We start from the raw sequence: 22,954 nt of genomic DNA, 5'->3' as shown, positions 1-22,954 counted from the left end.
TCCGTCGTGGGGGGAGTTTGGTGCCTCCCAACGTAGGACCCCCCCCTCCCCTGGTGGGGGGAGGGGAAGGGCCCCGGACCCCGCCGGGGGGGGGGGGGGGGGGGGGGACCCCCCCCCCCCCCCCACCCGCGTCCTGCCGGGCCTCGTGCACCGCCGGCATGCGGCCAGGACGACCGTCCGCCACGGCAGTTGGCGCCGGCTACACCGACGTCACCCCGGCCGGTTCCGTCACCCCGGTCACCACCGTCGGCGCCGGCGCCTCGGGGTGTCCGTCGCGCTGGGCGAACTGCGTGCGGTGCAGCTCCGCGTACCGGCCGCCCGCCGCGAGGAGTTCCTCGTGCGTGCCCCGTTCCACGATCCGGCCGGCCTCCACGACCAGGATCTGGTCGGCGGCCCGGACTGTGGACAGACGGTGGGCGATGACCACGGCGGTGCGACCCTCCAGGGCCTCCGTCAGCGCCTCCTGGACGGCCGCCTCCGAGGTGTTGTCCAGGTGGGCCGTGGCCTCGTCGAGGATGACCACGCGCTGCCGGGCCAGCAGCAGCCGGGCGATGGTCATGCGCTGGCGTTCGCCGCCGGAGAGCCGGTAGCCGCGTTCACCGACCACCGTGTCCAGGCCGTCGGGAAGGGAGCGCACGACCTCGGCGAGGCGGGCGCGGCCGAGCGCGTCCCACAGATCCTCGTCCGTGGCCGCCGGCCGGGCCAGCAGCAGGTTGGCGCGGACGGTGTCGTGGAAGAGGTGGCCGTCCTGGGTGACCATGCCCAGGGTGGCCCGCAGCGAGGTCGCGGTGAGGTCGCGCACGTCGACGCCGCCGATGCGGACGGCGCCCGCGTCGACGTCGTACAGGCGCGGCAGCAGTTGCGCGATGGTCGACTTGCCGGCGCCGGAGGAGCCCACGAGGGCGACGGTCCGGCCGGGTTCGGCGCGGAAGGAGACGCCGTGCAGGACGTCGGCGCCGCCGCGGGTGTCGAGGGCGGCGACCTCCTCGAGGGAGGCGAGGGAGACCTGGTCGGCGGACGGGTAGCCGAAGCGGACGTCCTCGAACTCGACAGCGACCGGGCCCTCGGGCACCTCCACGGCGTCCGGCTTCTCCTCGATGAGCGGCTTCAGGTCCAGCACCTCGAAGACCCGCTCGAAGCTGACCAGGGCACTCATCACCTCCACCCGGGCTCCGGCGAGCGCGGTGAGCGGGGCGTAGAGCCGGGTCAGCAGCAGCGCGAGGGAGACGACCGCGCCCGCCTCCAGGGTGCCGCGCAGCGCGAACCAGCCGCCGAGGCCGTAGACGAGGGCGAGCGCGAGGGCCGAGACCAGGGTCAGGGCGGTGATGAACACCGACTGGGCGGTCGCCGTGCGCACGCCGATGTCGCGCACCCGGCGGGCGCGGTCCGCGAACTCGGCCGACTCCTCCTCGGGCCGGCCGAACAGCTTGATCAGGGTGGCGCCGGGCGCGGAGAAGCGCTCGGTCATCCGGGTGCCCATGGCCGCGTTGAGCGCGGCCGCCTCCCGCTGCATCCGGGCCATCCGGCTGCCCATGCGCCGGGCGGGCAGCACGAACACCGGCAGCAGCACCAGCGCGAGCAGGGTGATCTGCCAGGACAGGGTGAGCATCACCGCGAGCGTGAGCAGCAGCGTCACCAGGTTGGTCACCACACCGGACAGGGTGTTGGCGAACGCCCGCTGGGCGCCGATCACGTCGTTGTTGAGACGGCTGACCAGCGCGCCCGTACGGGTACGTGTGAAGAACGCGACGGGCATGCGCTGCACATGATCGAACACAGCCGTGCGCAGGTCGAGGATGAGTCCCTCCCCGAGCGTCGCCGACAGGCGCCGGCCGAGGACGCCGAGCCCCGCCTCCGCGAGGGCGACGAGCGCGATCAGCAGGGAGAGCCGTACGACCGTCCCGGAGTCGTGACCCGCCACGATCGCGTCGACGACGTGGCCGGCGAGTACCGGGGTGGCCACGGCGAGCAGTGCGGTCAGCACCCCGAGCAGCACGAAACGGACGATGCCCGAGCGGTGCGGGCGGGCGAAGGCGGCGATGCGGCGCAGCGTGGCGCGGGCGAGGGGACGGCGTTCCTGCTGCGCGTTCATGACGCTGTGCAGTTGCGTCCAGGCGGTGGTCTCCATGCTCATGGAAGAGAACGTAGGACCTCAAGCTATGTTGAGGTCAACCTCCGCGCCTTTTCACCCGCACCTCGGCCCCCGCACCCGAGGGTCTCCTCGGCGCCTCCCGCCCATCCGCTGCCCGTCCGTAAGCCGCCGTCCGCGCTCGCGCCACCTGCCGTTGGCGCGGCGCGGAGAACCTCTCCCGATGTGACAGCGCTCCGACTCCCCGACGTCCCCCCGGGACGCCTCCCCCGGCGGATCCCCGTCCGCCAGGTGCTGTGCCTGGTGCCGCTCGTGCTCGTGGCCGTGGCCGCCGTGCGGCATCGCTCGGTGCTGGCCGAGGGCTTCGGCCAGCTGCGCACGGCGTCCTGGCCGTGGCTGCTGGCGGCGGCCGGTGCGACCTGCATGACCTGGGTCGCGGCCGCGGTCACCCGGCAGGGCGCGGTGGTGCAGCCACTGCCGAAGGGGCGGCTGCTGGCCACCCAGTTCGCGGCGGGCGCGGCCAACCACCTGCTGCCCACCGGGCTCGGCGCGGGCGCGGTGAACCTGCGTTTCATGACCGTGTGCGGGGTGCCGCTCGCCCGCTCCTCGGCGGCGCTCGCCCTGTATCTGCTGGCGGAGAGCGTGGGCCGGGTCGGTCTGCTGGCCGCGCTGCTGCTCGCGTTCCCGGACGCGCTGCGGCTCGGCACCCTGCTGCCGGACGGTTCGGCGGTCCCGCTGCTGTGCGGCGCCGTCGTGCTGCTGGTCGTGGCGGCGGCCGCGCTGGCCCTGGTACGGCGGCTGCGCACGGCCGTCGGCGGATTCCTGCGGGACGCCCTGGGCGAGGCGCGCTCGGTGCACACGCGCCCGGCCCGCGCCCTGGCCCTGTGGGGCGGCTCGCTGGCCTTCCCGGCGCTGCAGGCGGCCGGTCTGGCCGCGGTCGGCCAGGCGCTGCGGCTGCCGGTGCCGCCCGCGCACATGGCGCTCGCGTATCTCGCGGCGACCGTCGCCGTGGCCCTGGTGCCCACGCCTGGCGGGCTGGGCTCCGTCGAGGCGGCGCTGATCGTGGCCCTGATCGCGGCGGGCGGTCCGGCTGCGGTGGCCACGGCGGTGGTGCTGGCCTACCGGGTCATCACCGTGTGGGTGCCGCTGGTGCCGGGGGCGTTGACGCTGGGGGCGCTGGTGCGGCTGAAGGTCATCTGAGGCAGAGTGGCCCTTCGAGCCGCACCCCGAGAAGGAGCCCCGCCGTGCCGGTCCGCGTGGAGCGCAAGGAACACGTCACCACGGTCGTCCTGTCCCGCCCCGAGGTCCGCAACGCCGTGGACGGTCCGACGGCCGACGAGCTGGCCGCCGCCTTCCGGGAGTTCGAGGCCGACGACAACGCCCGGGTGGCGGTGCTGTGGGGTGAGGGCGGCACGTTCTGCGCGGGCGCCGACCTGAAGGCGATGGGCACCGAGCGGGGCAACCGGGTCGCCGAGGAGGGCGACGGGCCGATGGGGCCGACCCGGCTGCGGCTGTCCAAGCCGGTTGTCGCGGCCGTCGCTGGGCACGCCGTCGCGGGCGGCCTGGAGCTGGCCCTGTGGTGCGATCTGCGGGTCGCCGAGGAGGACGCCGTGTTCGGGGTGTTCTGCCGCCGCTGGGGCGTGCCGCTGATCGACGGCGGCACGGTACGGCTGCCCCGGCTGATCGGCGCCGGCCGGGCCATGGACCTGATCCTGACCGGCCGCCCGGTCCCGGCCCGCGAGGCCTACGACATCGGCCTCGCCAACCGTCTCGTCCCCACCGGCCGCGCCCGTGCCGAGGCCGAGGAACTCGCGGCGGCCATCGCCCGCTTCCCGCAGGCCTGCCTGCGCGGCGACCGCGCCTCGGTGCTCGACCAGGAGGGGCAGGACGAGGAGACGGCGATGCGGGGCGAACTGCGCTACGGCACCGCGGTGTTGGCGGAGGCGCTGGAGGGGGCGCAACGGTTCGCCGGGGGTGCCGGGCGGCACGGGTCCTACACGGACCTCTGATCCGGCCCACGGTTGTCGCCGGCCGCCAGCCACGCCAGGACCGCCTCGGCCGCCGCTTCCCCGTCCCGGGTCGCCGCCTCGGCGCACTGCCCCGGGTGCAGCACGCCGCCGGCCGCGAAGACGCCCGGACACGAGGTGTACGGGTTCGTGCCCAGCGTGATGCCGGCCCGGCGGGCGAGTTCGTTCTCGGCGACGAAGTCGCCGGTGAAGACGACCGTGTCGCAGGACAGGGTGGCCGTACGGCCGTCGCGGTGACGCACGCGCACGCCGGTCAGGCGGCCGTGTCCGAGGATTTCGGTGACCGTGGTGCCCGTAAGGAGCGGGACGCCACGCCCGAGGCGCTCCGACTGGGCACGCGGGAACGGCACCTGGGCGCGCGCGTGTCCGGTGACCAGGGCGACGACCTCGACTCCCGCGGCACGGAGGGTCCCGGCCGCCGCGTACGACACCGCCTCCGCGCCGACCACCACCGCCCGGGTGCCGATCGGCTGGCCGAACAGGTGCACGGACTGCTGGAGTTCGCCGGTGGTGTAGATGCCCGCGGGCCGGGTTCCTGGCACCAGCCTGGCCGCGCGGGAGCGTTCACGAGCGCCGGTGGCGAGGACGACGGCCCGCGCCGCGATCGTCTCCGGCCCGCCGGGACCGACGGCCACGAGGACCGGGCCCGGCCCCCCGGAGGCGGCCCCGGCCGGCCCGCATCGGGCGCGCGCAGAGACCGGGTCGCCCGCCCGGCCGAAGGCGATCCCGGCCAGTCCGCCGCCGGCGCTCACCGCCCCGGGGCCGCCCTCCTGGCCGCCCGTCCCGGCCGGTCCCGCACCAGCGCTCTCCCACCAAGCCCCGTCCTCCCGACCGAAGGCACGCCCCGCCGGTCCGTCAGCGACGCCCGTCGAAGCAGAGCCCTCCGCCCAACCGAAGACCGCCCCGGCCGGCCCCCCACCAGCGCTCTCCCACCAAGCCCCGTCCTCCCGACCGAAGCCACGCCCCGCCGGTCCCGCATCCGCGCTCTCCGGCCCAGGGCCGCGCTCCCCGCCGGAGGCCGTTTCGGCCGGTCCGTCAGCGGTGCTCGTCGGCACTGGACCGTCCACCGGGCCGGCGGCGGTCCCGGTAGCGGTCGCGTCGCCGGTCGGCGGCGCGGGGTGTCGTCCGTCCGCGCCTGCCGGCTCCGGGGGCGCCCAGTCCAGGACGGTCATGCCGAGCCGGATCACCGCCCCCGCCCGCTGGGCGGCCTCGGTCATCAGGCGTGCGTACCCGGCCCCGGTCAGCGGACGCGTCCACGTGCCGAAGCCGCCGTGCGCGCAGTGCCGGGGCACACCCCCGGCCCGCGCCTCCCGCTCCAGCACCTCGACCCGGCCGACGCCGGCGGCAGCGAGGCGAGCGGCGGCGGCCAGCCCAGCGGGACCGGCGCCGACCACGAGGACGTCCACCCGCCGTTCGGCAGTCATGCGCGCCCCACCTCCAGCAGTCGCCCTACCGCCGCCCGGGTGTACCCGGCCCCCGTCAGCGGACGCGTCCACGTGCCGAAGCCGCCGTGCGCGCAGTGCCGGGGCACACCCCCGGCCCGCGCCTCCCGCTCCAGCGTCTCGACCCGTACCGCCGCCGGGGTGAGCAGCCGTGCGTAACCGGGTTCGGCGGTCATGCGCGTCCCTCCTCGAACAGTTGCCGTACCGCCGCCCCGCAGTAGGACCCCTGGCAGCGGCCGGCCCGGGCACGGGTACGGCGCCGTAGGCCGTCGAGGGTGCGCGGCGGGATCGTGGCGGCCAGGGCGTCGCGGATCTCGCCGCGGGAGACACGCTCGCAGGGGCAGACGAGGGTGCCGTACTCCGGGTCGGCGGCGACGAGTTGGGGGCGCTCGCAGGGGCGCGGGGAGGTCGCGCCGAGGTCGGGCATGCTGACCGGGTCGAGGTCGCGCGCCGGGCCTGGATCGAGCCCGGCGCCGGTCAGCAGGCCCACGACGTGGGCGGCGATCGCCATGGACGCGGTCAGGCCGGTGGAGCGGATGCCGCCGACGGTGACGTACGCCTGCCCGGGGTGCGCGGTGATGCAGTAGTCCTCGTGCTCGGTGGCCGCGCGCAGCCCGGCGTAGACGGCGGTGACCTCCTCCTGGAGCAGCGCGGGGAGGACGCGTCGGCCCTTCTCCCGCAGCAGCGCCAGGCCGTCGGCGGTCGAGCCGGTGGCACGCTTGTCGTGCAGGTCCTCGGCGGTGGGGCCGAGCAGGACGTTGCCGTGGACGGTGGGGGCGACCAGGACGCCCTTGCCGAGGGCGATCGGAACCGGGAGGAGGATGTGCCGGACCAGGGGCCGGGCGAGCCTGTCGTACACGATGAGCTGGCCGCGGCGCGGGGTGACGGTGAAGTCGTCGTGACCGAGCGCCCGGTCGAGGGTGTCGGCGTGCAGTCCGGCCGCGTTGACCAGGTGGCGGGCGCGCACGACGCCCCTGGAGGTGGTCAGGAGATGCCCCTCGGCTTCCCGGCCCACCCGGTCGACGCGGGTGTTCAAGTGCAGGTCGACGCCCGCGCGGACCGCCTGGGTGGCGTAGGCCAGGGTCGTCGTCCACGGGCAGATGACGCTCTCGCCGGGCACGTGCAGGGCGCCGAGCGCGCCGGGGCCGAGGTGCGGCTCGCGGGCGTACAGCTCGCCGGCGCCGAGGAACCGGGTGTCGGGGCATTCGTTGCGCGCCGCCTTCTCGGCGAGTTGGGGCAGGGCGGCCAGCTGCTCCTGGTCCCAGGCGACGAGCAGCGCGCCCACCCGTTCGACGGGGATGCCGGACTCGGCTGCGTACGCGGCCAGCCGCCGGGAGCCGGCACGGACCAGCCGGGCCTCCAGCGAGCCGGGGGCCGCGTCGAAACCGGTGTGCAGGATCGCGGTGTTGGCCTTGGAGGTACCCTGGCCGACGTCGTCCTGGGCCTCGACCAACGCGATCCGCAGACGGGGGTGGTGGGCGAGTTCACGGGCGACGGCGCAGCCGACGACTCCGGCGCCGACGATCGCGACGTCGTACGACGCCGAGGGCAGCGGTCCCTCCGCCGTGAGCGTCATGAGCCGAGCAGCGCGGCGACCGCCGCGCGGAAGCGGGCCAGGCGTTCGGCGGCCTGCTCGGCCGGGATGCGGGGCTCGTAGACGGCGGCGGGTTTCCAGTCGGGCAGGGCGTCCTCGAGGCTCGGTGCGGAGCCGGCGCCGAGCCGGGCGAGGGCGGCCGCGCCGAGCGCGGTGGCGTCGGGCAGCGCGGAGACCTCGACGGGGCGTTGCAGCAGGTCGGCCTGGGTCTGCATGAGCAGGGCCGAGCGGGTCAGGCCGCCGTCGACACGGAGTGCGTCGAGCGGCGTGCCGAGGTCGGCCGCCGCCGCCTCCGCCAGCTCGACGACCTGGGCCGCCAGCCCCTCGCACAGGGCGCGCACCAGGTGCCCGGGCCCGGTGTCGAGGCCGAGCCCGGTCAGGGAGCCGCGCAGGTCGCCCCGCCACCAGGGGGCGGCGAGCCCGGCGAGGGCGGGGACGAAGGCGACGCCGCCGCTGTCGGGGACGGCGCCGCCCACCGGGTCGAGGTCGGCGGCCGAGGAGATGACGCCGAGGTCGGTGAGCCAGCGCACGGCGGAGGCGGCCGTGTAGACCTGCCCGTCCAGGCAGTAGCTCGGGTCTCCGGCGAGCCGCCAGGCGACGCAGCTGACCAGTCCCGAGGTGCCGCGCCGGGGTGTGTCGCCGGTGTGCGCCAGCAGGAACGCGCCCGTGCCGTAGGTGCACTTGGCGCGGCCGGGTCCGGTGATGCGCTGGGCGAGCAGGGCGGCCTGCTGGTCGACGACGAGGCCGGTGAGCGGGATCTCGCTGCCGAACACGCTTGTGATGCCGACGGGTTGGGCGTTGTCGACCACCTGCGGGAGCCGTTCGCCCGACAGTCCGTAGGTCTCCAGCGCCCGCGGCGACCACTCGGCGCGGTCGAGGTCGAGGAGCTGGGTGCGGCCGGCGGTGGCCGCGTCGGTGACGAAGGCGCCGGTGAGGCGGTGGAGCAGCCAGGCGTCGGAGGTGGTGACGACCCCCTCGCCGGTGAGGTGGCGGCGGATCCAGGCCATCTTGGGCGCCGCGAAGTACGGATCGAGCGGGAGGCCGGTCAGCTGCCGCAACGCGTCCGCGTGCTCGACGAGTTCGGCGCAGAGGGGCTCGGCGCGCCGGTCCTGCCAGACGAGGGCGTCGGTCAACGGCCGGCCGGTCGCCGGGTCCCAGGCGAGGACGGTCTCGCCCTGGTTGGCCAGGCCCATGGCGACGACGTCCTCGCCGGCCTCGGCGAGGGCGGCGCGGCCCGCGTCGAGCACGGAGCCGTACAGCTCGGCCGGGTCGACCTCGACCCGGCCGCCGGGCAGGTGACGGGGCCGTACGGCGGCGAACCCGGTGCCGAGGACACCGCGTTCGGGACAGACCACCAGGGCCTTGGTGCCGGACGTGCCCTGGTCGACGGCGAGCACCGGCCCCGTCATAGCACTCTCCCGCCCGCTCGTCCGGCCCGTTCGAAGATCGGCACGAACAGCCTGCCGTCGGCCCGCGGCCGGCGTCAAGCGGCGCCGGTCGTGGCGGCAACTGCCGTCCGGCTTGCTTGAGTTGGCAACAATGGCAACGCGGAAACGACACGCCTATAGTGACCGCCGACCCGCACAAGCCCCTCAACCCCCGCCCAGAGGAGGGCTGTTGCCACCGCACACCGCCACCCTGCCCGTCCGCTCGCGGACCGGGGCGGGCGGCTGATGCCCCGAGAAGGAGCCCGCCCCTCCTACGACCCGGCAGGCCACGACGGCGCGCTGCGCGCCGCCCTGCAGGATCTGCGCACCGGACGCTGGATGGCGATGCGCGCCCTGCTGGCGGACACCCCGAGCTGGTGGCAGTGGACCCAGCGCACCCAGATCCTCGCCGCCGCGGCGGCCGGTACCGATGTGGTGCGGGCCTGGCTCGCGGAGGAACCGCACAGCGTGCCTGCGGCGGTGATGCACGCCCGGGTCGGCGTGGAGCGGGCCCTGCGGGCGCAGCGGGAACGGCACCTGCGCACCCATGAGTTGTGGATCGAGGCGTGGGACGCGGCGCAGTCCGCCACCGAGCGGGCCCCGAAGGACCCCGTGCCCTGGGTGTGTCTGCTGGCGCTGGCCCAGCTGGATCCGGAACAGCGCTGGGAGGAGCACCGGGCGCCGCCGCCCGAGCCCGTGCTGCCGCCGGGTCCGTGGGAGCTGCTGGCCGAGGCCGGGCGGCGGGATCCGTACAACCGCGAGGCGCACCACCGGATGCTGCAGTTCCTGTACGCGATCGACGCCTCGGACCGGCTCGCCCAGGCCGCGGGTTACACCCAGTGGGCCGCCTCCTCGGCTCCGCCCGGGTCCGCGCTGCACGTGCTGCCGCTGTACGTGCGGGTCGAGCGCTACCGGCGCGGCAGCGGGCTCGACGCGGCGCTCGACCTGCACTGGGTGGCGGAGGACGCGACCCGCGAGGCGGGGCGGGCGCTGCGCTCCTGGTTCGAGCACGCGCCGCGGTCCGAGCACTCGCTGCTGGACCTCAACCATCTGGCGCACGCCCTGTGGGGTGCCCTCCGGTTCCCGGACTCGGCCCGGGTGTTCGACGCGATCGGCCCGTACGTCACGCCGCCGCCCTGGATGTACCGCACCCCGGACCGCGGCCGTGCCGTGGAGGTCTTCCTGCGGGCCAGGGAACGCTGCCGCACGGCCGCCGAGGACTTCGGCACCCGCCCCTGACGCCCCCTCGTCTCCCCCCACCTTGGAGGTTTCCGCATGTCCCCCGAGCCTCAACCGTCCTCCCCCGCACGGCCGCAGCACGACGAGGAGCGGCGGCTGCGCGAACTCGGCTACCGCCCGGTGCTGGCCCGCCGCATGGGCGGCTTCGGCAACTTCGCGATCAGCTTCTCGGTAATCTCGATCCTGTCCGGATGCATGACGCTGTACGGCTTCGGGCTGGGCACCGGCGGGCCCGCCGTGATGCTGTGGGGCTGGGCCGGTGTCGGTCTGTTCGTGCTGTGCGTCGGTCTCGCGCTCGCGGAGGTCACCAGCGCCTATCCGACCTCCGGCGCCCTGTACTACATGGCCGACCGGCTCGGCGGCAGGCGCTGGGGCTGGTACACGGGCTGGCTGAATCTGCTCGGTCTGCTGGGCGCGATCGCCGGAATCGACTACGGCGCCGCCCTGTTCGCCGGGGCCTTCGCCAATCTCCAGTGGGGCTTCGAGCCGACGCCCGGCAGGACCATGCTGATCTTCTGCGCCATCCTGCTGCTGCACGCCGTGCTGAACCTGTTCGGCGTCCGCCTGGTCAGCCTGCTCAACTCGGTCAGCGTGTGGTGGCACCTGGCCGGTGTGGCGCTCATCGTCGGCGCGCTCGCGATCGTCCCCGACCACCACCAGTCGCCGTCCTTCGTGTTCACCGAGTTCGTGAACGACACCGGCTGGTCCAGCCCCCTCTACGTGGCGGCGATCGGCCTGCTGCTCGCCCAGTACACCTTCTCCGGCTACGACGCCTCCGCCCACCTGTCCGAGGAGACCTCCAACGCCTCGGTGTCCGCGGCGAAGGGCATCGTGCGGTCCATCTGGGTCTCGTGGATCGCGGGCTTCGTGCTGCTCGCCGGCCTGACCTTCGCCATCCAGGACTACGACGCCACGCGCACCACCGACACCGGGGTGCCGCCCGCGCAGATCCTGCTCGACGGGCTCGGCACCGACGGCGCGAGCGCCCTGCTGCTCGTGGTGATCACCGCCCAGCTGTTCTGCGGGAACGCGGAGGTGGCCGCGGCCAGCCGCATGGTCTTCGCGTTCAGCCGGGACGGCGCCCTGCCGGGCTCGCACCTGTGGCGCAGGGTCAGCAACCGCACCCAGACCCCGGTCGCCGCCGTGTGGCTGTCCGTGATCGTCGCCGGTGTCCTCGCCCTGCCCTCCCTGTACTCGGCCACCGCGTACGGCGCGGTCACCGCCATCAACGTCATCGGCATCACCCCCGCCTACGCCATCCCGGTCCTGCTGCGGCTGCGCGCGGGCGACTCGTTCCAGCCGGGTCCGTGGAACCTGGGCCGGTGGAGCCGGCCGGTCGGCTGGATCGCGGTGCTCTGGGTGGCCTGCGTGACGGTTCTGTTCTGCCTGCCGCAGTCCTCGCCGGTCACCGCCGCCACCATGAACTACGCGGCGGTGGCCCTCGTCGTCGTCCTGCTGCTGGCCAGCGTCTGGTGGTACGTCGCCCGCCGTTCCTACGGCACCCCCACCACCGCCGCCTACGGCAGCGACCGCGACCAGGCCGAACTCGCCGAGGGCATCGTCTGAAACAGCGTCGGTCCCGGTACGAACCCCCCTGTCGGATACGGCAGGATGAGCGTTCGCGCCGCTCGCCGATGACGTCGGCCGGCGCGAAGGCACATTCCGGACATCGAGCAGGTGACAACGTGACGAGACTTCACATCAGGCTCTCCGCAGCAGCTTTGCGCCCCGGAGGTGACCGGTGAACCGCGCGCTGACCCTGGACGACCTCGTCGTCGCCGGCATCGCCCTGGCCGCGGGCCTGGTACTGGCCTTTCTGTCCCGCACGGTGCTGCGCTGGCTGGCCAAGCACGCCAAGCGGACCAAGTGGAGCGGCGACGACGTCATGGTGGACGCGCTGCGCTCGGTGGTCCCCTGGGCGGCGATCGCGGGTGGCGCGGCGGCGGCCGCGGCGGTGCTGCCGCTGACCCGCGCCGTCCAGCACCACACCGACCAGATCCTCCAGGTGTGGCTGATCTTCGTGGTGACCCTGTCCGCGGCCCGGGTGGTCGCGGGTCTGGTCCGCTCGGTCACCCAGTCCCGCTCGGGCGTGGCGGGTTCGGCCACCATCTTCGTCAACATCACCCGGGTGCTGGTCCTCGCCATCGGCTTCCTGGTGGTGCTGCAGACGCTCGGCATCTCGATAGCGCCCCTGCTCACGGCCCTGGGTGTCGGCGGCCTGGCCGTCGCGCTGGCCCTGCAGGACACCCTCGCCAACCTCTTCGCGGGCATCCACATCCTCGCCTCCAAGACCGTCCAGCCGGGTGACTACATCCGGCTGAGCAGCGGCGAGGAGGGCTATGTGGTGGACATCAACTGGCGCCAGACCACGGTGCGGCAGCTGTCCAACAACCTGGTGGTCATCCCCAACGGCCAGCTCGCCAAGACGAACATGACCAACTACACGCGGCCCGAGCAGCAGTTGACCATCCTGGTGCAGGTGGGCGTGAGCTACGACAGCGACCTGGACCACGTCGAGCGGGTCACGGGCGAGGTCATCGCCGAGACCATGACCGAGATCACCGGCGCCGTCCCGGACCACGAGCCCGCCATCCGCTTCCACACCTTCGGCGACTCCCGCATCGGCTTCACGGTGATCCTCGGCGTGGGCGAGTTCAGCGACCAGTACCGCATCAAGCACGAGTTCATCAAGCGCCTCCACCGCCGCTACCGCGAGGAGGGCATCCGCATCCCGTCCCCGACCCGCACGGTGGCCCTGCAGCAGGGTGCGGCGGTGATCCCGCAGCAGCGGAGCGGTCAGGACGTGGCGTCCGGCTCCCCGGTGACCGACTAGCTCGGCTCCCGAGCCGTTCCTACGGGCCTTGTGAGGGCTGGGGGCGTCGCACCGACCGGGTCACGCGCGGGATCGTATGCTCGAAGCAGCATGACCCCTTTCGCCGACTCCCCCGGCCCCCGTCCCGCCAGCCGCTCCCTCGACCAGCGGCTGGACGAGATCGCGCGGCAGCCGTTCCGGGCGAAGTTCCGTCTGCGCGGCCGGGATCTGGCCACCGCCGAGCTGAAGGGCCCGGCGACGCTCCGGTGGCACGCGTACGACCTGGTCGCCAAGCGGCTGGCGCCTGCCGAGCCGTACAAGGACGGCAAGCAGACCCCGTACCGGGGGCATCCGGTGTTCGTCGCCCAGCACGCCACCGCCACCTGCTGCCGCGGCTGCCTGCGGCGCTGGCACGGGATCCCCGAGGGGCGGGAGCTGAGCCGCGCGGAGCACGTGTACGTGGTGGACGTGATCTGCCGGTGGATCGAGCGCGAGGTGGCGGGCGGAGCCGGGCCGGACGCCGCCCGCCACGGCTGATCAGAGCGTGGCCGAGTTGTCGTGCCGGTGGCCGCCGCGCTTGCTGTGCGGAGCCGCGAACGACGAGCTGACCGGGGTCACCGTCCAGTCGGGGTGGCCGGGCATGCGCGGCGTCTTGTTGCCGTAGAGCCAGTCACGCAGGAAGCCGGACTGGTCCTGACCGGAGACCTCCGAGGCGACCGCGATGTAGTCGTCGGTGGACGCCGAGAAGTTGCGGAAGCGCTCCAGGAAGGCCTGCTCGACGGCGTTGAAGACCTGCTCCCCGACCTGCTGCCGGAAGGCGTACAGGACGAGCACGCCGCCCAGGTAGCGCTGGCTGTCGAAGAGGTCGGTCGCGTTGGGCGAGGCCACCGGGCCGGAGTCGTGGCGCCACTGGTCGCCGCGGGCGTAGGTGTCCTTCATACGGGCTTCCATCGTGGTCAGGCCCAGCGAGTCGGCCCAGCCCCGCTCGTAGCGGTACAGCAGCCCGTAGAAGTCCGCGTGCCCCTCGTTCAGCCACAGGTCGGACCAGGTGGCCGGGCTGACCAGGTTGCCGAAGTAGGAGTGGACCAGCTCGTGCATCATGTGCGAGCCGATCTTCTTCTCTTCCTGGAGCAGGAAGTTCGGCTTGTACAGGGTGAGGGTCTGCGTCTCCAGGCCGGTGAAGTCGAAGGCGTTCGCGTCGTCGGAGTTGCACGGCAGCAGGCCGTACGTCTCGAACGGGAACGCGACGCCCAGGCGGGACTCCAGCCACGTCACCAGGTTCGGGGTGAGCGCGAGCGCCGGCTCCAGCGCGCTGGCCCGGGCGGACGGCACGACGTCGCGCAGGGGCAGGCCGTGCGGGCCCTGCCGGTCCTTGACGACGTAGTCGCCGACGGTGATCTGGACCAGCTCGGTGGCCATCGGCGACGCCGAGCGGTACGAGTACGTCGTACGGCCGTCGGCCAGGGCCTTGGTGCCGGTGAGGTTGCCGTTCGCCACGCCGCGCAGCCCGTTCGGGACGGTGATGCGGAAGGTGAAGTCGGCCTTGTCCGAGGGGTGGTCGTTGCACGGGAAGACGGTGTGCGCGGAGTTCGGCTGCGGGCAGATCGCGAAGCCGTCCGGGGTGGGCACCCAGGCGGTGTGCGCGAGGCTGCGGCGCGGGTCTGCCGAGTACGCGACGCGCACCTCGACCGCGGCGTCCTCCGCCAGCTCCTTGGCGGGCGTGACGCGCAGCTTCTCGCCCACCTGCTCGAAGACGGCGGCGGTGCCGTTGACGGTCACCGTGCGTATGTCCAGGCCCAGGGCGTCCAGCGAGAAGCGGCTCAGCGGCCGGTCGGTGCGTATCTTCAGGGTCGCGGTCGCGGCGACCGTCCTGGCCGTCGCGTCGTACGTGAAGTCGAGAGCGTAGGACGAGACCCGGTAACCCCTGTTGCCGAGGGTGGGGAAGACGGGGTCGCCGAGGGTCTCCGCGCCCGGGGCCACCACCTTGCGCTTCGCCGTCCCCCCGCCGGCGGTCCGCGCCTGGGCCGGGGAGCCCGCCGTCAGTGCCGCAGCCGTGCCGATCAGAGCGGCCGCCGGGGCCGTCACTCTGGTGCGATATCTCATGGTCCGCTTTCGCTCGGGCGGCCGGGTGGTCGGTCCGGCCGCCGGTCAAATGTGCGATCGCTTGTCATGACCACAAGATCGAGGATTCGGTTGCACCCGCATGGCACGTTTTCGACCGAGGGTCCCCTGTCGAACAGAGCTCGATCACGAGATATCTTGATGTCGAGCAATGTTGCAGACGTGGAGCGGAGCACCCGGTGACTGACTCGACCATCATCTACACCTACACAGACGAGGCCCCGGCCCTGGCGACGCATTCGTTCCTGCCGGTGGTCCAGGCGTATGCCGCGCAGGCGGGTGTCGCCGTGGACACTCGTGACATCTCGCTGGCCGGGCGCATCATCGCCGTCTTCCCGGAGTACCTGAACGAGGACCAGCGCATCCCCGACGCGCTCTCCGAGCTGGGCGAGCTGGCCAAGACTCCCGAGGCCAACATCATCAAGCTGCCGAACATCTCGGCGTCCATCCCGCAGCTGAAGGCCGCCGTGGCCGAGCTGCAGGGCAAGGGCTACGCGCTGCCGGACTACCCGGACGACCCGAAGACCGACGAGGAGCGCGAGATCCGCGCCCGCTACGACAAGATCAAGGGCTCCGCCGTCAACCCGGTGCTGCGCGAGGGCAACTCCGACCGCCGCGCCCCCGCCTCGGTCAAGAACTACGCCAAGACCCACCCGCACCGCATGGGCGCCTGGAGCTCCGACTCCAAGACCGACGTGGCCACCATGGGCGTGGACGACTTCCGCTCCACCGAGAAGTCCGCGGTGATCTCCGAGGCCGGTTCGCTGCGCATCGAGCTCAAGGGCGACGACGGTTCGACCACCGTCCTGCGCGAGTCCGTGCCGGTGCTCGCGGGCGAGGTCGTCGACGCCTCCGTGATGCGTGTCGCCGCGCTGCGCGAGTTCCTGACCGCGCAGGTCGCCCGCGCCAAGGAGGAGGACGTCCTGTTCTCCGTGCACCTGAAGGCCACGATGATGAAGGTCTCCGACCCGATCGTCTTCGGTCACGTGGTGCGCGCCTTCTTCCCGAAGACCTTCGCGCAGTACGGCGAGACCTTCGCCACGGCCGGCCTGACCCCGAACGACGGTCTGGGCGGCATCCTCAAGGGCATCGAGTCCCTCCCGGAGGGCGCCGAGATCAAGGCCTCCTTCGAGGCCGAACTGGCCGAGGGCCCCGCGCTGGCGATGGTGGACTCCGACAAGGGCATCACCAACCTGCACGTGCCGTCCGACGTGATCGTCGACGCCTCGATGCCGGCCATGATCCGCACCTCCGGCCACATGTGGGGCCCGGACGGCCAGGAGGCCGACACCCTCGCGGTGCTGCCGGACTCCTCGTACTCCGGCGTCTACCAGGCCGTGATCGAGGACTGCCGCGCCAACGGCGCCTACGACCCGGCCTCCATGGGCTCCGTCCCGAACGTCGGCCTGATGGCGCAGAAGGCCGAGGAGTACGGCAGCCACGACAAGACGTTCGAGATCCCGACCACGGGCACGGTCCGCCTGGTCGACCAGGCCGGCAACGTGGTGATCGAGCAGACGGTGTCCGCCGGTGACATCTTCCGCGCCTGCCAGACCAAGGACGCCCCGATCAAGGACTGGGTGAAGCTCGCCGTCACCCGCGCCCGCGCCACCGGGGACCCGGCCGTCTTCTGGCTGGACGAGACCCGTGCCCACGACGCCAACCTGATCGCCAAGGTCAACGCCTACCTGACGGAGCACGACACCGAGGGCCTGGACATCCGCGTCCTCGCCCCGGTCGAGGCCACCAAGCTGTCGGTGGAGCGCATCCGCCGCGGCGAGAACACCATCTCGGTGACCGGCAACGTGCTGCGCGACTACCTGACCGACCTCTTCCCGATCCTGGAGCTGGGCACCAGCGCCAAGATGCTGTCGGTCGTCCCGCTGATGGCGGGCGGCGGCCTGTTCGAGACGGGCGCCGGCGGCTCCGCGCCGAAGCACGTCCAGCAGCTGGTCAAGGAGGACTACCTGCGCTGGGACTCCCTCGGTGAGTTCTTCGCCCTGGTGCCGTCCTTCGAGCAGTTCGCGTCGGCCACCGGCAACACCCGTGCCAAGGTCCTCGCCGACACCCTCGACCGCGCCACGGCGACCTTCCTCAACGAGGACAAGTCGCCGACCCGTCGCGTCGGCGGCATCGACAACCGCGGCAGCCACTTCTACCTGTCCCTGTACTGGGCGCAGGAGCTGGCCCAGCAGACCGACGACGCCGACCTGGCCAAGGCGTTCGCCCCGTTCGCCGAGACCCTCTCCGCGAACGAGCAGCGCATCGTCGACGAGCTGATCGCCGTCCAGGGCAAGCCGGCCGACATCGGCGGCTACTACCAGCCGGAGAAGGCCAAGGCGGACGCGGTCATGCGCCCGTCGGCCACCTGGAACGAGGCGCTGGCGTCCCTGAGCTGACACCTGCGGCGCACCAGCCGTCGAAGCAGGTCGTCCCGCCCCGGTCGGATTTCTTCGGCCGGGGCGGAGTCATGTGGCCGTAGGGAGGGGTGGGGTGCTGCGCGGGGCTTCCGAGAGGACGGTGGCGGGCGGCACCCGCCCGCGTGCGTGGGGCGGCGCGGGTCGGTCGGGGCCCGCGGGTGCCCGGGGCGGATCGGTCGGTACTGGTACGCCGCGGGCCTGCGGCGTACGGGCCGCGGGCCCGTGCGGCCGTGGGGCGGCGCGGCTCGGTCGGGGCCCGCGGGTGCCGGGAGGTCGGTCCGCACTGGTACGCCACAGCCCGTTGCCCGTGGGCGCAGGCCCGTGAGCGAGGGCCCCCGGCCCGTGTATGCGGGGCCGCAGGCCCGTGAGTTATGCGGAAGCCGCAGCCCCGTGCCCGTGGAGCGGCGCGGCTCGGTCGGGGCCCGCGCGCGCCGGGGGGGTCCGCACCGGTACGCCACAGCCCGTTGCCCATGGGCGCAGGCCCGTGAGCAAGGGCCCCGGGCCCGTGTGTGCGGGGCCCCGGGCCCGTGTGTGCGGGGCCGCAAGCCCGTGAGTATGCGGAGGAGCGGCGCGGCTCGGTCGGGGCCCGCGGGTGCCGGGAGGTCGGTCCGCACTGCTACGCCACAGCCCGTTGCCCATGGGCGCAGGCCCGTGAGCACGGGCCCCGGGCCCGTGTGTGCGGGGCCCCGGGCCCGTGTGTGCGGGGCCGCAGGCCCGTGAGTATGCGGAGGAGCGGCGCGGCTCGGTCGGGGCCCGCCGGTGCCGGGAGGTCCGCACCGGTACGCCACAGCCCGTTGCCCATGGGCCACAAGCCCGAGAGCGGGGGGCGCACGCCTCTGAACGAGGCCCAGGCCCGTGGGACACCCGTGTCCGGGAGCCGCACGCCCGTGACCGGCCCAGGAGTCCCGACACCCGTGCGCCGCGGGCCGCAGGCCCGTGGCCGGGGCGAGCGCGGTGACTCCGTTGTCAGTGGCGTGTGGCACCTTGATCGCGTGCAAGCGACAACCGCCCTGGAGTAGCCCGTGACCGAGTCCGCCACGTCGTTCGAACTTCTTCCCGGTGCCCCCGAGTCCCCCGTGCTGCTGCACGTGCCGCATTCCGCCCGGGTGATACCGGAGGACGTGCGCGAGGGGATCGTGCTGGACGACGCGGCACTGGAGCTGGAGCTGGATCACATCACCGACGCGCACACCGCGGAGATCGCCGAGCGGGCGGCCGGGCTGGCAGGCCTCACCCCCTGGCGGTTCGTCAACCGGCTGTCGCGGCTCGTGGTGGATCCGGAGCGGTTTCCGGACGAGCGGGAGGAGATGCTGGCCGTCGGGATGGGAGCCGTGTACACGCGGACCACGCACCGGGGTGAACTGCGGGCCGCGGACACGGATCCCGGGCCGCTGGTGGAGAAGTACTTCCGGCCGTACGCCCGGGCGATGACCGAGGCGGTGGCCGGGCGGCTCGCCGCGACCGGGCGGGCCGTCGTGATCGACGTCCACTCCTACCCGAGCGAGGCGCTGCCCTACGAGCTGCACGGGGCGGGGCCGCGTCCGCCCGTGTGCCTCGGCACGGACGCCTTCCACACGCCGCCCGGGCTGAGGGAGTCGGCGCTGAAGGTGTTCTCCGCGTGCGGGGAGACGGGGCTGGACAGTCCGTTCAGCGGGACCTACGTGCCGCTGGAGTACTACGGGCGGGAGGGCCGCGTGAGCGCGCTGATGGTGGAGATCCGCCGGGACACGTACATGACCGAGCCCGGCGGCCCCGCAGGACCGGGCCTTGAGCGGCTCGCCACCGCCCTGGCCGCGCTCGTGGACGCCGTGTAGGCCTCGGCTGGAGCACTCCCGCAGGACAGCTGACGGGGCGCGTACGAGGGTGGTGGGCATGACGGAGGAGACCAGCACACTGACCGGCCAGGCCCCGCCGCCCGTGCGGGACTGGCCGCCGCTCGACCTGGACGGCACCGAGTTCGACCCGGTCCTCGCCGGTCTGATGCGCGAGGGCCCGCTGACCCGGGTCCGGCTGCCGTTCGGCGAGGGCTGGGCGTGGCTGGCCACCCGGTACGAGGACGTGAAGCTGATCACCAACGATCCCCGGTTCAGCCGTACCGAGGTCACCCGCCGTCAGGTGACCCGGCTCGCGCCGAACTTCGCTCCCCGCCCGGGTTCGCTCGCCTGGGCCGACCAGCCCGAGCACAACCGGCTGCGCAAGCCGGTCGCCGGCGCCTTCACGGTGGGCGCCATGAAGCGGCTGCGGCCCCGCGCGCAGGAGATCCTGGACGAGCTGGTGGACGGTGTCGTACGGGACGGGCCGCCGGCGGACCTGGTGGAGCGGGTGCTGGAGCCGTTCCCGATCACCCTCGTCAGCGAGGTGATGGGCGTGCCGCCCGCCGACCGGGAGCAGGTGCACGCCTGGACCCGGCAGATCATCTCCACCTCGGGCGGTGCGCAGGCCGCCGAGCAGGCGAAGACCGGCCTGTACGGCTGGATCAGGACGATCGTCCGTGCCCGGGCGTACGGCACGGACGAGGACGTGTACTCGCTGCTCGGTGCCGCCGTGACCCGCGGGGAGATCAGCGAGGAGGAGGCCGTCGGGCTCGCCGGGCCGCTGCAGATCGGCGGTGAGGCCGTCACCCACAACTGCGGGCAGATGCTGTTCCTGATGCTGACCCGGCCGGAGTTGCTGGAGCGGATGCGCGACCGTCCGCAGGCACGCGGTCCGGTACTGGACGAGCTGCTGCGGCACATCCCGCACCGCAGCACGGTCGGGCTCGCCCGGATCGCGCTGGAGGACGTGGAGCTGGCCGGGCACCGGATCTCGGCGGGCGAGCCGGTGTACGTCTCCTACCTGGCCGCCAACCGCGATCCGGACGTCTTCCCCGACCCGGACCGCATCGACCCCGACCGCGACCCCAACCCGCACCTGGCGTTCGGCAACGGCCCGCACTACTGCACCGGGGCCGTCCTCGCCCGGCTGCAGACCGAGCTGCTGGTCGACACGCTGCTCGACCGGCTGCCCGGGCTGCGTCTCACGGTGCCGCCCGAGCAGGTGCGCTGGCGGCACAAGACGATGATCCGCGGGCCCAGGACACTGCCCGTCACCTGGTGACCGGGGTTACGCCCGCAGCCACTCCGTGACGATCACCTCGCCGCCGGTCCGCAGCCGCAGCGCGAACGGGCCGGTGGGCGGCTGCGCGCTGGTGAAGCGGCCCAGGGTGTCGACCGCGACGGGCAGGGCCGTCTGCGGGCCGCCCAGCACCTCGATGCGCGCCGACTGCGGCGGCAGCAGCTGACCGATCAGCCCCTCGTCGGTGACCTCCACGTCGACGGACAGCTCGCCCGCGCGGAAGGTCAGCATCCGCGGGGCGTCCGGCACTCCCCTGACCGGCAGCGCGTCCACGAGCGAGTCGAAGGTCAGCTCTGCGATCCGGGCGTCCAGGTCGTGCAACGCGTAGGCCTCGAGTGCCAGTTGGCGCAGCTCTGCGGGGACGGGGTCCAGGACCTCGGCCGCCTGGCGCAGTTCCTCCTCCAGCAGATCCCCGTCGAAGCCGCCCTCGTCGAAGCCGCCCTCGAAGCCCTCGCCGGTCAGACCGTTGCCGTCCACGCCGCTCACACCGTCCCCCGTGCGTCCATCCGGGCCCGCAGGCGGCGCAGACAGCGCTGGCGCAGGGGTCCGATGCTGCCGACCGCGATGCCGAGCGCGGCCGACACCTCCAGATAGCTGGGCGGCGGCGAGGCGATCAGCACCCTCAGCAACTGCCTGCACCGCTCGCCGAGTTCCTCGAACTCCTGCCACAGCCGGCGGATCCGCTCGGCCTGGTCCGCCTCCTCCTCGGCGTCGATCAGCGACTGCTCCGGCGTCCGTTCCTCGCTCGCCCGGTCCAGCACCTGCGGGTCGTCCGTCAGGGTCAGCCGAGTGAGCCCCTTGAGCACCTTCAGGCACTCGTGCCGGGCCGTACTGGCCAGCCAGGCGCCCGCCTTGTCCGGCTCGCGGATCCGGCCCAGATGCTGCGCGAAGCGGAACCACACGGTCTGGTAGACCTCGTGCCCGTCGGCGTCCGAGAGCCGGTGCGCGCGCACGACCGACCACACCAGCGGACTCATTCCCTCCACCAGCGCTTTCCAGGCCGCGGCGTCGCCGTCGACGGCGGACCCGACCAGCGCGCCGACCTCTGTACGGTCCACGGCTCCACCCCTCGTGTACGGCACGTCATCGTACGCCGTGGAGCGGAGGGTTCCGGCCCTCATGCGGGCTGCGCCGGGATCGCGACGGGAACCGGGCGCCAGGTCGGCGGCCGGAGCGCCGGTACGTGCGCCCCGCGCACATCGGCGGACTCGGTGGTGGACGCAAGAAGTTGTGCGCGGGCCGCGCGCGGGTCGCGCTCCTTGTGCGCCGTCATGTGGGCGGCGACGAGACCGGCGACGGACGGGGTGGCGAAGGAGGTGCCGCTCCACTGCGCGAGGCCGTCGAACATCACCTGGTCGGGCTTGCCCGCGGTGCTCTCCCTGGCCTCGCTCAGCACGCCCGTGTGCCGCGGGTACTGGCAGGTGCAGGTGTAGGTGAAGCCGAACCGGCAGGAGTCGTAGGTGGAGTGCTGGTAGACGTACGGCACCGGGACGTCGAATCCGGTGAGGGCGCTGGTGAGGCGCTCGCCGGGAGCGTAGACCCGCACCCAGGGGCCGTGGTTGCTGAAGCACGCCTCCGACGCGCCGTCCCCGCGCAGCGCGCCGACCGAGAGCACGCTGTCCGCGTACTGGGGCAGCGCCGCGTAGGCGGCCGGCCAGAACGGGGTGTCGCTGCCGTTGTTGCCCGCGGCGGCCACCAGCAGCGTGCGCTGCTCGCGCAGTTCGCGCATGAACGCCTCCAGGCCGAGCAGAGCCTCGCCCGAACCGGTGGAGGTGCCCGCCGAGAGGCTGATGATGTCGGGCCAGCCGCCCTGGTCGACGGCTTCGAGGAGCCTGGCGCCGAGTTCGGACTCCAGGATGGCCCCCACGTCGTTGAGCGTGCCCCGCACGGTGATGTCGGTGTTGGGCGCGACGGCGGCGACGATCCCGGCGATGAACGTGCCGTGGCCGACGTACTGCCGGAGCACTCCGTCGGCGTCGGTCTCGGACTCCTGGAGGTCGCCCGTGGTGTGGGCGAGGAGCGGGTAGGAGTGGTGGTCGTGCATCAGGCCGGTGTCGATGACGAGGACGCCGACGGCGCTCTCCGGGTCGTGGTGCACCTCCTCCGGCGCCGGGTTGGCGGGCTCGCTGCGCGGCGCGGGCACGGGTTCGTCGCCCGGGCAGGCGTTGACGGGCGCGATGTGCACGACGTGGTTGCGGCGGACCAGCCGGCGGCCCTGGCGCCCCTCGGCCTCCCTGAGGGCGCGCAAGGCGTGCGGGACGACGTCGTCGCCCTGGGCCGGGTCGCCGACCCGGATCCGGGTGACACCGGTGCGGTTCGTCTCCGGGCCCGACCGGCGCACGTGGTCGGGCACCAGGCCCCGGGTGTCGGTGAAGTGGGTCCGCACGGTGTCCTCGACCAGGCGGGCCTCCTCGCCGTCGCGGGCGAGGACGACGCCCTTCTCGTAGAGGAAGTGGGCTTCGTCGTCCGGCCCCATGGCCAGGGGAACGTCGGGCATCGAGCGCTGGATGTGGTCGAACTGCTCGTGGAATCGCTGAGGTGCCATGGAGTGTCCTCCCCCTGAGACGGTGTCCGAAAGTCAGAGTCGCCGGACGACCGATTGATACAGCCCGCGGGGGCGGGCGGTACAGCGGAAGGAGACAACGGAGAACCCGTGTGACGGATTTACG

18 protein-coding genes are annotated in these 22,954 nt (G+C 73.5%); 9 read left to right on the top strand and 9 right to left on the bottom strand.

All coding sequences use genetic code 11. The features are described from left to right. Positions 1 to 199: 199 nt before the first annotated feature. Entirely contained in the window at positions 200 to 2,128 is a 1,929-nt protein-coding gene (locus tag AC07CM_RS18315) for an ABC transporter ATP-binding protein (protein WP_478877514.1), read from the bottom strand. Between the two features lie 186 nt (positions 2,129 to 2,314). Here AC07CM_RS18315 and AC07CM_RS18310 point away from each other — a divergent pair, with 186 nt between their 5' ends. Beyond that, complete coding sequence (locus AC07CM_RS18310) at positions 2,315 to 3,289, top strand: lysylphosphatidylglycerol synthase transmembrane domain-containing protein (protein WP_478877418.1); 975 nt, start codon at positions 2,315 to 2,317, stop codon at positions 3,287 to 3,289. Between the two features lie 44 nt (positions 3,290 to 3,333). Next, positions 3,334 to 4,098 carry a crotonase/enoyl-CoA hydratase family protein gene (locus AC07CM_RS18305; RefSeq protein WP_478877417.1) on the top strand — a complete coding sequence of 255 codons (765 nt, stop codon included), beginning with the start codon at positions 3,334 to 3,336 and terminating at the stop codon, positions 4,096 to 4,098. Here AC07CM_RS18305 and AC07CM_RS18300 read toward each other — a convergent pair. Genes AC07CM_RS18300 through AC07CM_RS18285 form a run of 4 tightly spaced genes read right to left on the bottom strand, consistent with a single transcriptional unit; the run spans position 4,083 to position 8,561 of the window. After that, complete coding sequence (locus tag AC07CM_RS18300; protein WP_478877416.1) at positions 4,083 to 5,540, bottom strand: NAD(P)/FAD-dependent oxidoreductase; 1,458 nt, start codon at positions 5,538 to 5,540, stop codon at positions 4,083 to 4,085. The two genes, AC07CM_RS18305 and AC07CM_RS18300, sit on opposite strands and share 16 nt — an antisense overlap. Beyond that, a complete protein-coding gene (locus AC07CM_RS18295) occupies positions 5,537 to 5,734 on the bottom strand; it encodes a hypothetical protein (protein ID WP_478877415.1) in 198 nt (65 codons plus the stop codon). Before AC07CM_RS18295 ends, AC07CM_RS18300 begins: the two co-directional genes overlap by 4 nt. Continuing rightward, positions 5,731 to 7,134 (bottom strand): FAD-dependent oxidoreductase, encoded by a 1,404-nt coding sequence (locus tag AC07CM_RS18290; protein ID WP_478877414.1) that lies wholly within the window; start codon positions 7,132 to 7,134, stop codon positions 5,731 to 5,733. The genes AC07CM_RS18295 and AC07CM_RS18290 overlap by 4 nt, the downstream gene beginning before the upstream one ends. Continuing rightward, a complete protein-coding gene (locus AC07CM_RS18285; protein WP_478877413.1) occupies positions 7,131 to 8,561 on the bottom strand; it encodes an FGGY family carbohydrate kinase in 1,431 nt (476 codons plus the stop codon). Before AC07CM_RS18285 ends, AC07CM_RS18290 begins: the two co-directional genes overlap by 4 nt. Before the next feature lie 264 nt (positions 8,562 to 8,825). Here AC07CM_RS18285 and AC07CM_RS18280 point away from each other — a divergent pair, with 264 nt between their 5' ends. The 4 genes from AC07CM_RS18280 to AC07CM_RS18265 all read left to right on the top strand — a co-directional run bounded on the left by AC07CM_RS18280 (position 8,826) and on the right by AC07CM_RS18265 (position 13,167). Continuing rightward, positions 8,826 to 9,818 carry a hypothetical protein gene (locus AC07CM_RS18280; protein ID WP_478877412.1) on the top strand — a complete coding sequence of 331 codons (993 nt, stop codon included), beginning with the start codon at positions 8,826 to 8,828 and terminating at the stop codon, positions 9,816 to 9,818. A 36-nt stretch (positions 9,819 to 9,854) separates the two neighbouring features. After that, on the top strand, positions 9,855 to 11,384 hold the full coding sequence (locus tag AC07CM_RS18275; protein WP_478877411.1) for an amino acid permease: 1,530 nt from the start codon (positions 9,855 to 9,857) through the stop codon (positions 11,382 to 11,384). A 175-nt stretch (positions 11,385 to 11,559) separates the two neighbouring features. After that, positions 11,560 to 12,651 (top strand): mechanosensitive ion channel family protein, encoded by a 1,092-nt coding sequence (locus tag AC07CM_RS18270; RefSeq protein ID WP_478877410.1) that lies wholly within the window; start codon positions 11,560 to 11,562, stop codon positions 12,649 to 12,651. 90 nt (positions 12,652 to 12,741) lie between these two features. Then, positions 12,742 to 13,167: a DUF4186 domain-containing protein gene (locus tag AC07CM_RS18265; RefSeq protein WP_478877409.1), complete on the top strand. Its 426-nt coding sequence runs from the start codon at positions 12,742 to 12,744 to the stop codon at positions 13,165 to 13,167. Here AC07CM_RS18265 and AC07CM_RS18260 read toward each other — a convergent pair whose 3' ends face one another. Continuing rightward, entirely contained in the window at positions 13,168 to 14,733 is a 1,566-nt protein-coding gene (locus AC07CM_RS18260) for a M1 family metallopeptidase (protein WP_478877408.1), read from the bottom strand. A 197-nt stretch (positions 14,734 to 14,930) separates the two neighbouring features. Here AC07CM_RS18260 and AC07CM_RS18255 point away from each other — a divergent pair, with 197 nt between their 5' ends. The 3 genes from AC07CM_RS18255 (at position 14,931) to AC07CM_RS18245 (ending at position 20,267) form a co-directional block, all read left to right on the top strand. Further along, positions 14,931 to 17,150 carry an NADP-dependent isocitrate dehydrogenase gene (locus tag AC07CM_RS18255; protein ID WP_478877407.1) on the top strand — a complete coding sequence of 740 codons (2,220 nt, stop codon included), beginning with the start codon at positions 14,931 to 14,933 and terminating at the stop codon, positions 17,148 to 17,150. A gap of 1,043 nt (positions 17,151 to 18,193) precedes the next feature. Beyond that, complete coding sequence (locus AC07CM_RS18250; protein ID WP_478877406.1) at positions 18,194 to 18,985, top strand: N-formylglutamate amidohydrolase; 792 nt, start codon at positions 18,194 to 18,196, stop codon at positions 18,983 to 18,985. Positions 18,986 to 19,043: 58 nt separating this feature from the next. Continuing rightward, positions 19,044 to 20,267 (top strand): cytochrome P450, encoded by a 1,224-nt coding sequence (locus AC07CM_RS18245; RefSeq protein WP_478877405.1) that lies wholly within the window; start codon positions 19,044 to 19,046, stop codon positions 20,265 to 20,267. Between the two features lie 6 nt (positions 20,268 to 20,273). On the opposite strand, the gene AC07CM_RS18240 is transcribed toward AC07CM_RS18245, so the two are convergent. The 3 genes from AC07CM_RS18240 to AC07CM_RS18230 are packed head-to-tail and all read right to left on the bottom strand — an operon-like array spanning position 20,274 to position 22,830. Beyond that, positions 20,274 to 20,762, bottom strand: coding sequence for a hypothetical protein (locus AC07CM_RS18240; RefSeq protein WP_478877513.1), 489 nt, complete (start codon positions 20,760 to 20,762; stop codon positions 20,274 to 20,276). Positions 20,763 to 20,767: 5 nt separating this feature from the next. Next, positions 20,768 to 21,406: an RNA polymerase sigma factor gene (locus AC07CM_RS18235; RefSeq protein WP_478877404.1), complete on the bottom strand. Its 639-nt coding sequence runs from the start codon at positions 21,404 to 21,406 to the stop codon at positions 20,768 to 20,770. Continuing rightward, positions 21,403 to 22,830 (bottom strand): S8/S53 family peptidase, encoded by a 1,428-nt coding sequence (locus tag AC07CM_RS18230; RefSeq protein ID WP_478877403.1) that lies wholly within the window; start codon positions 22,828 to 22,830, stop codon positions 21,403 to 21,405. The genes AC07CM_RS18235 and AC07CM_RS18230 overlap by 4 nt, the downstream gene beginning before the upstream one ends. Positions 22,831 to 22,954: the final 124 nt, after the last annotated feature.

The sequence above is a fragment of the Streptomyces sp. NPDC044061 genome (assembly GCF_056434305.1).
The sequence above is the reverse complement of the archived record's forward strand: the minus strand, read 5'-3'. Positions and strand labels throughout refer to the sequence as shown.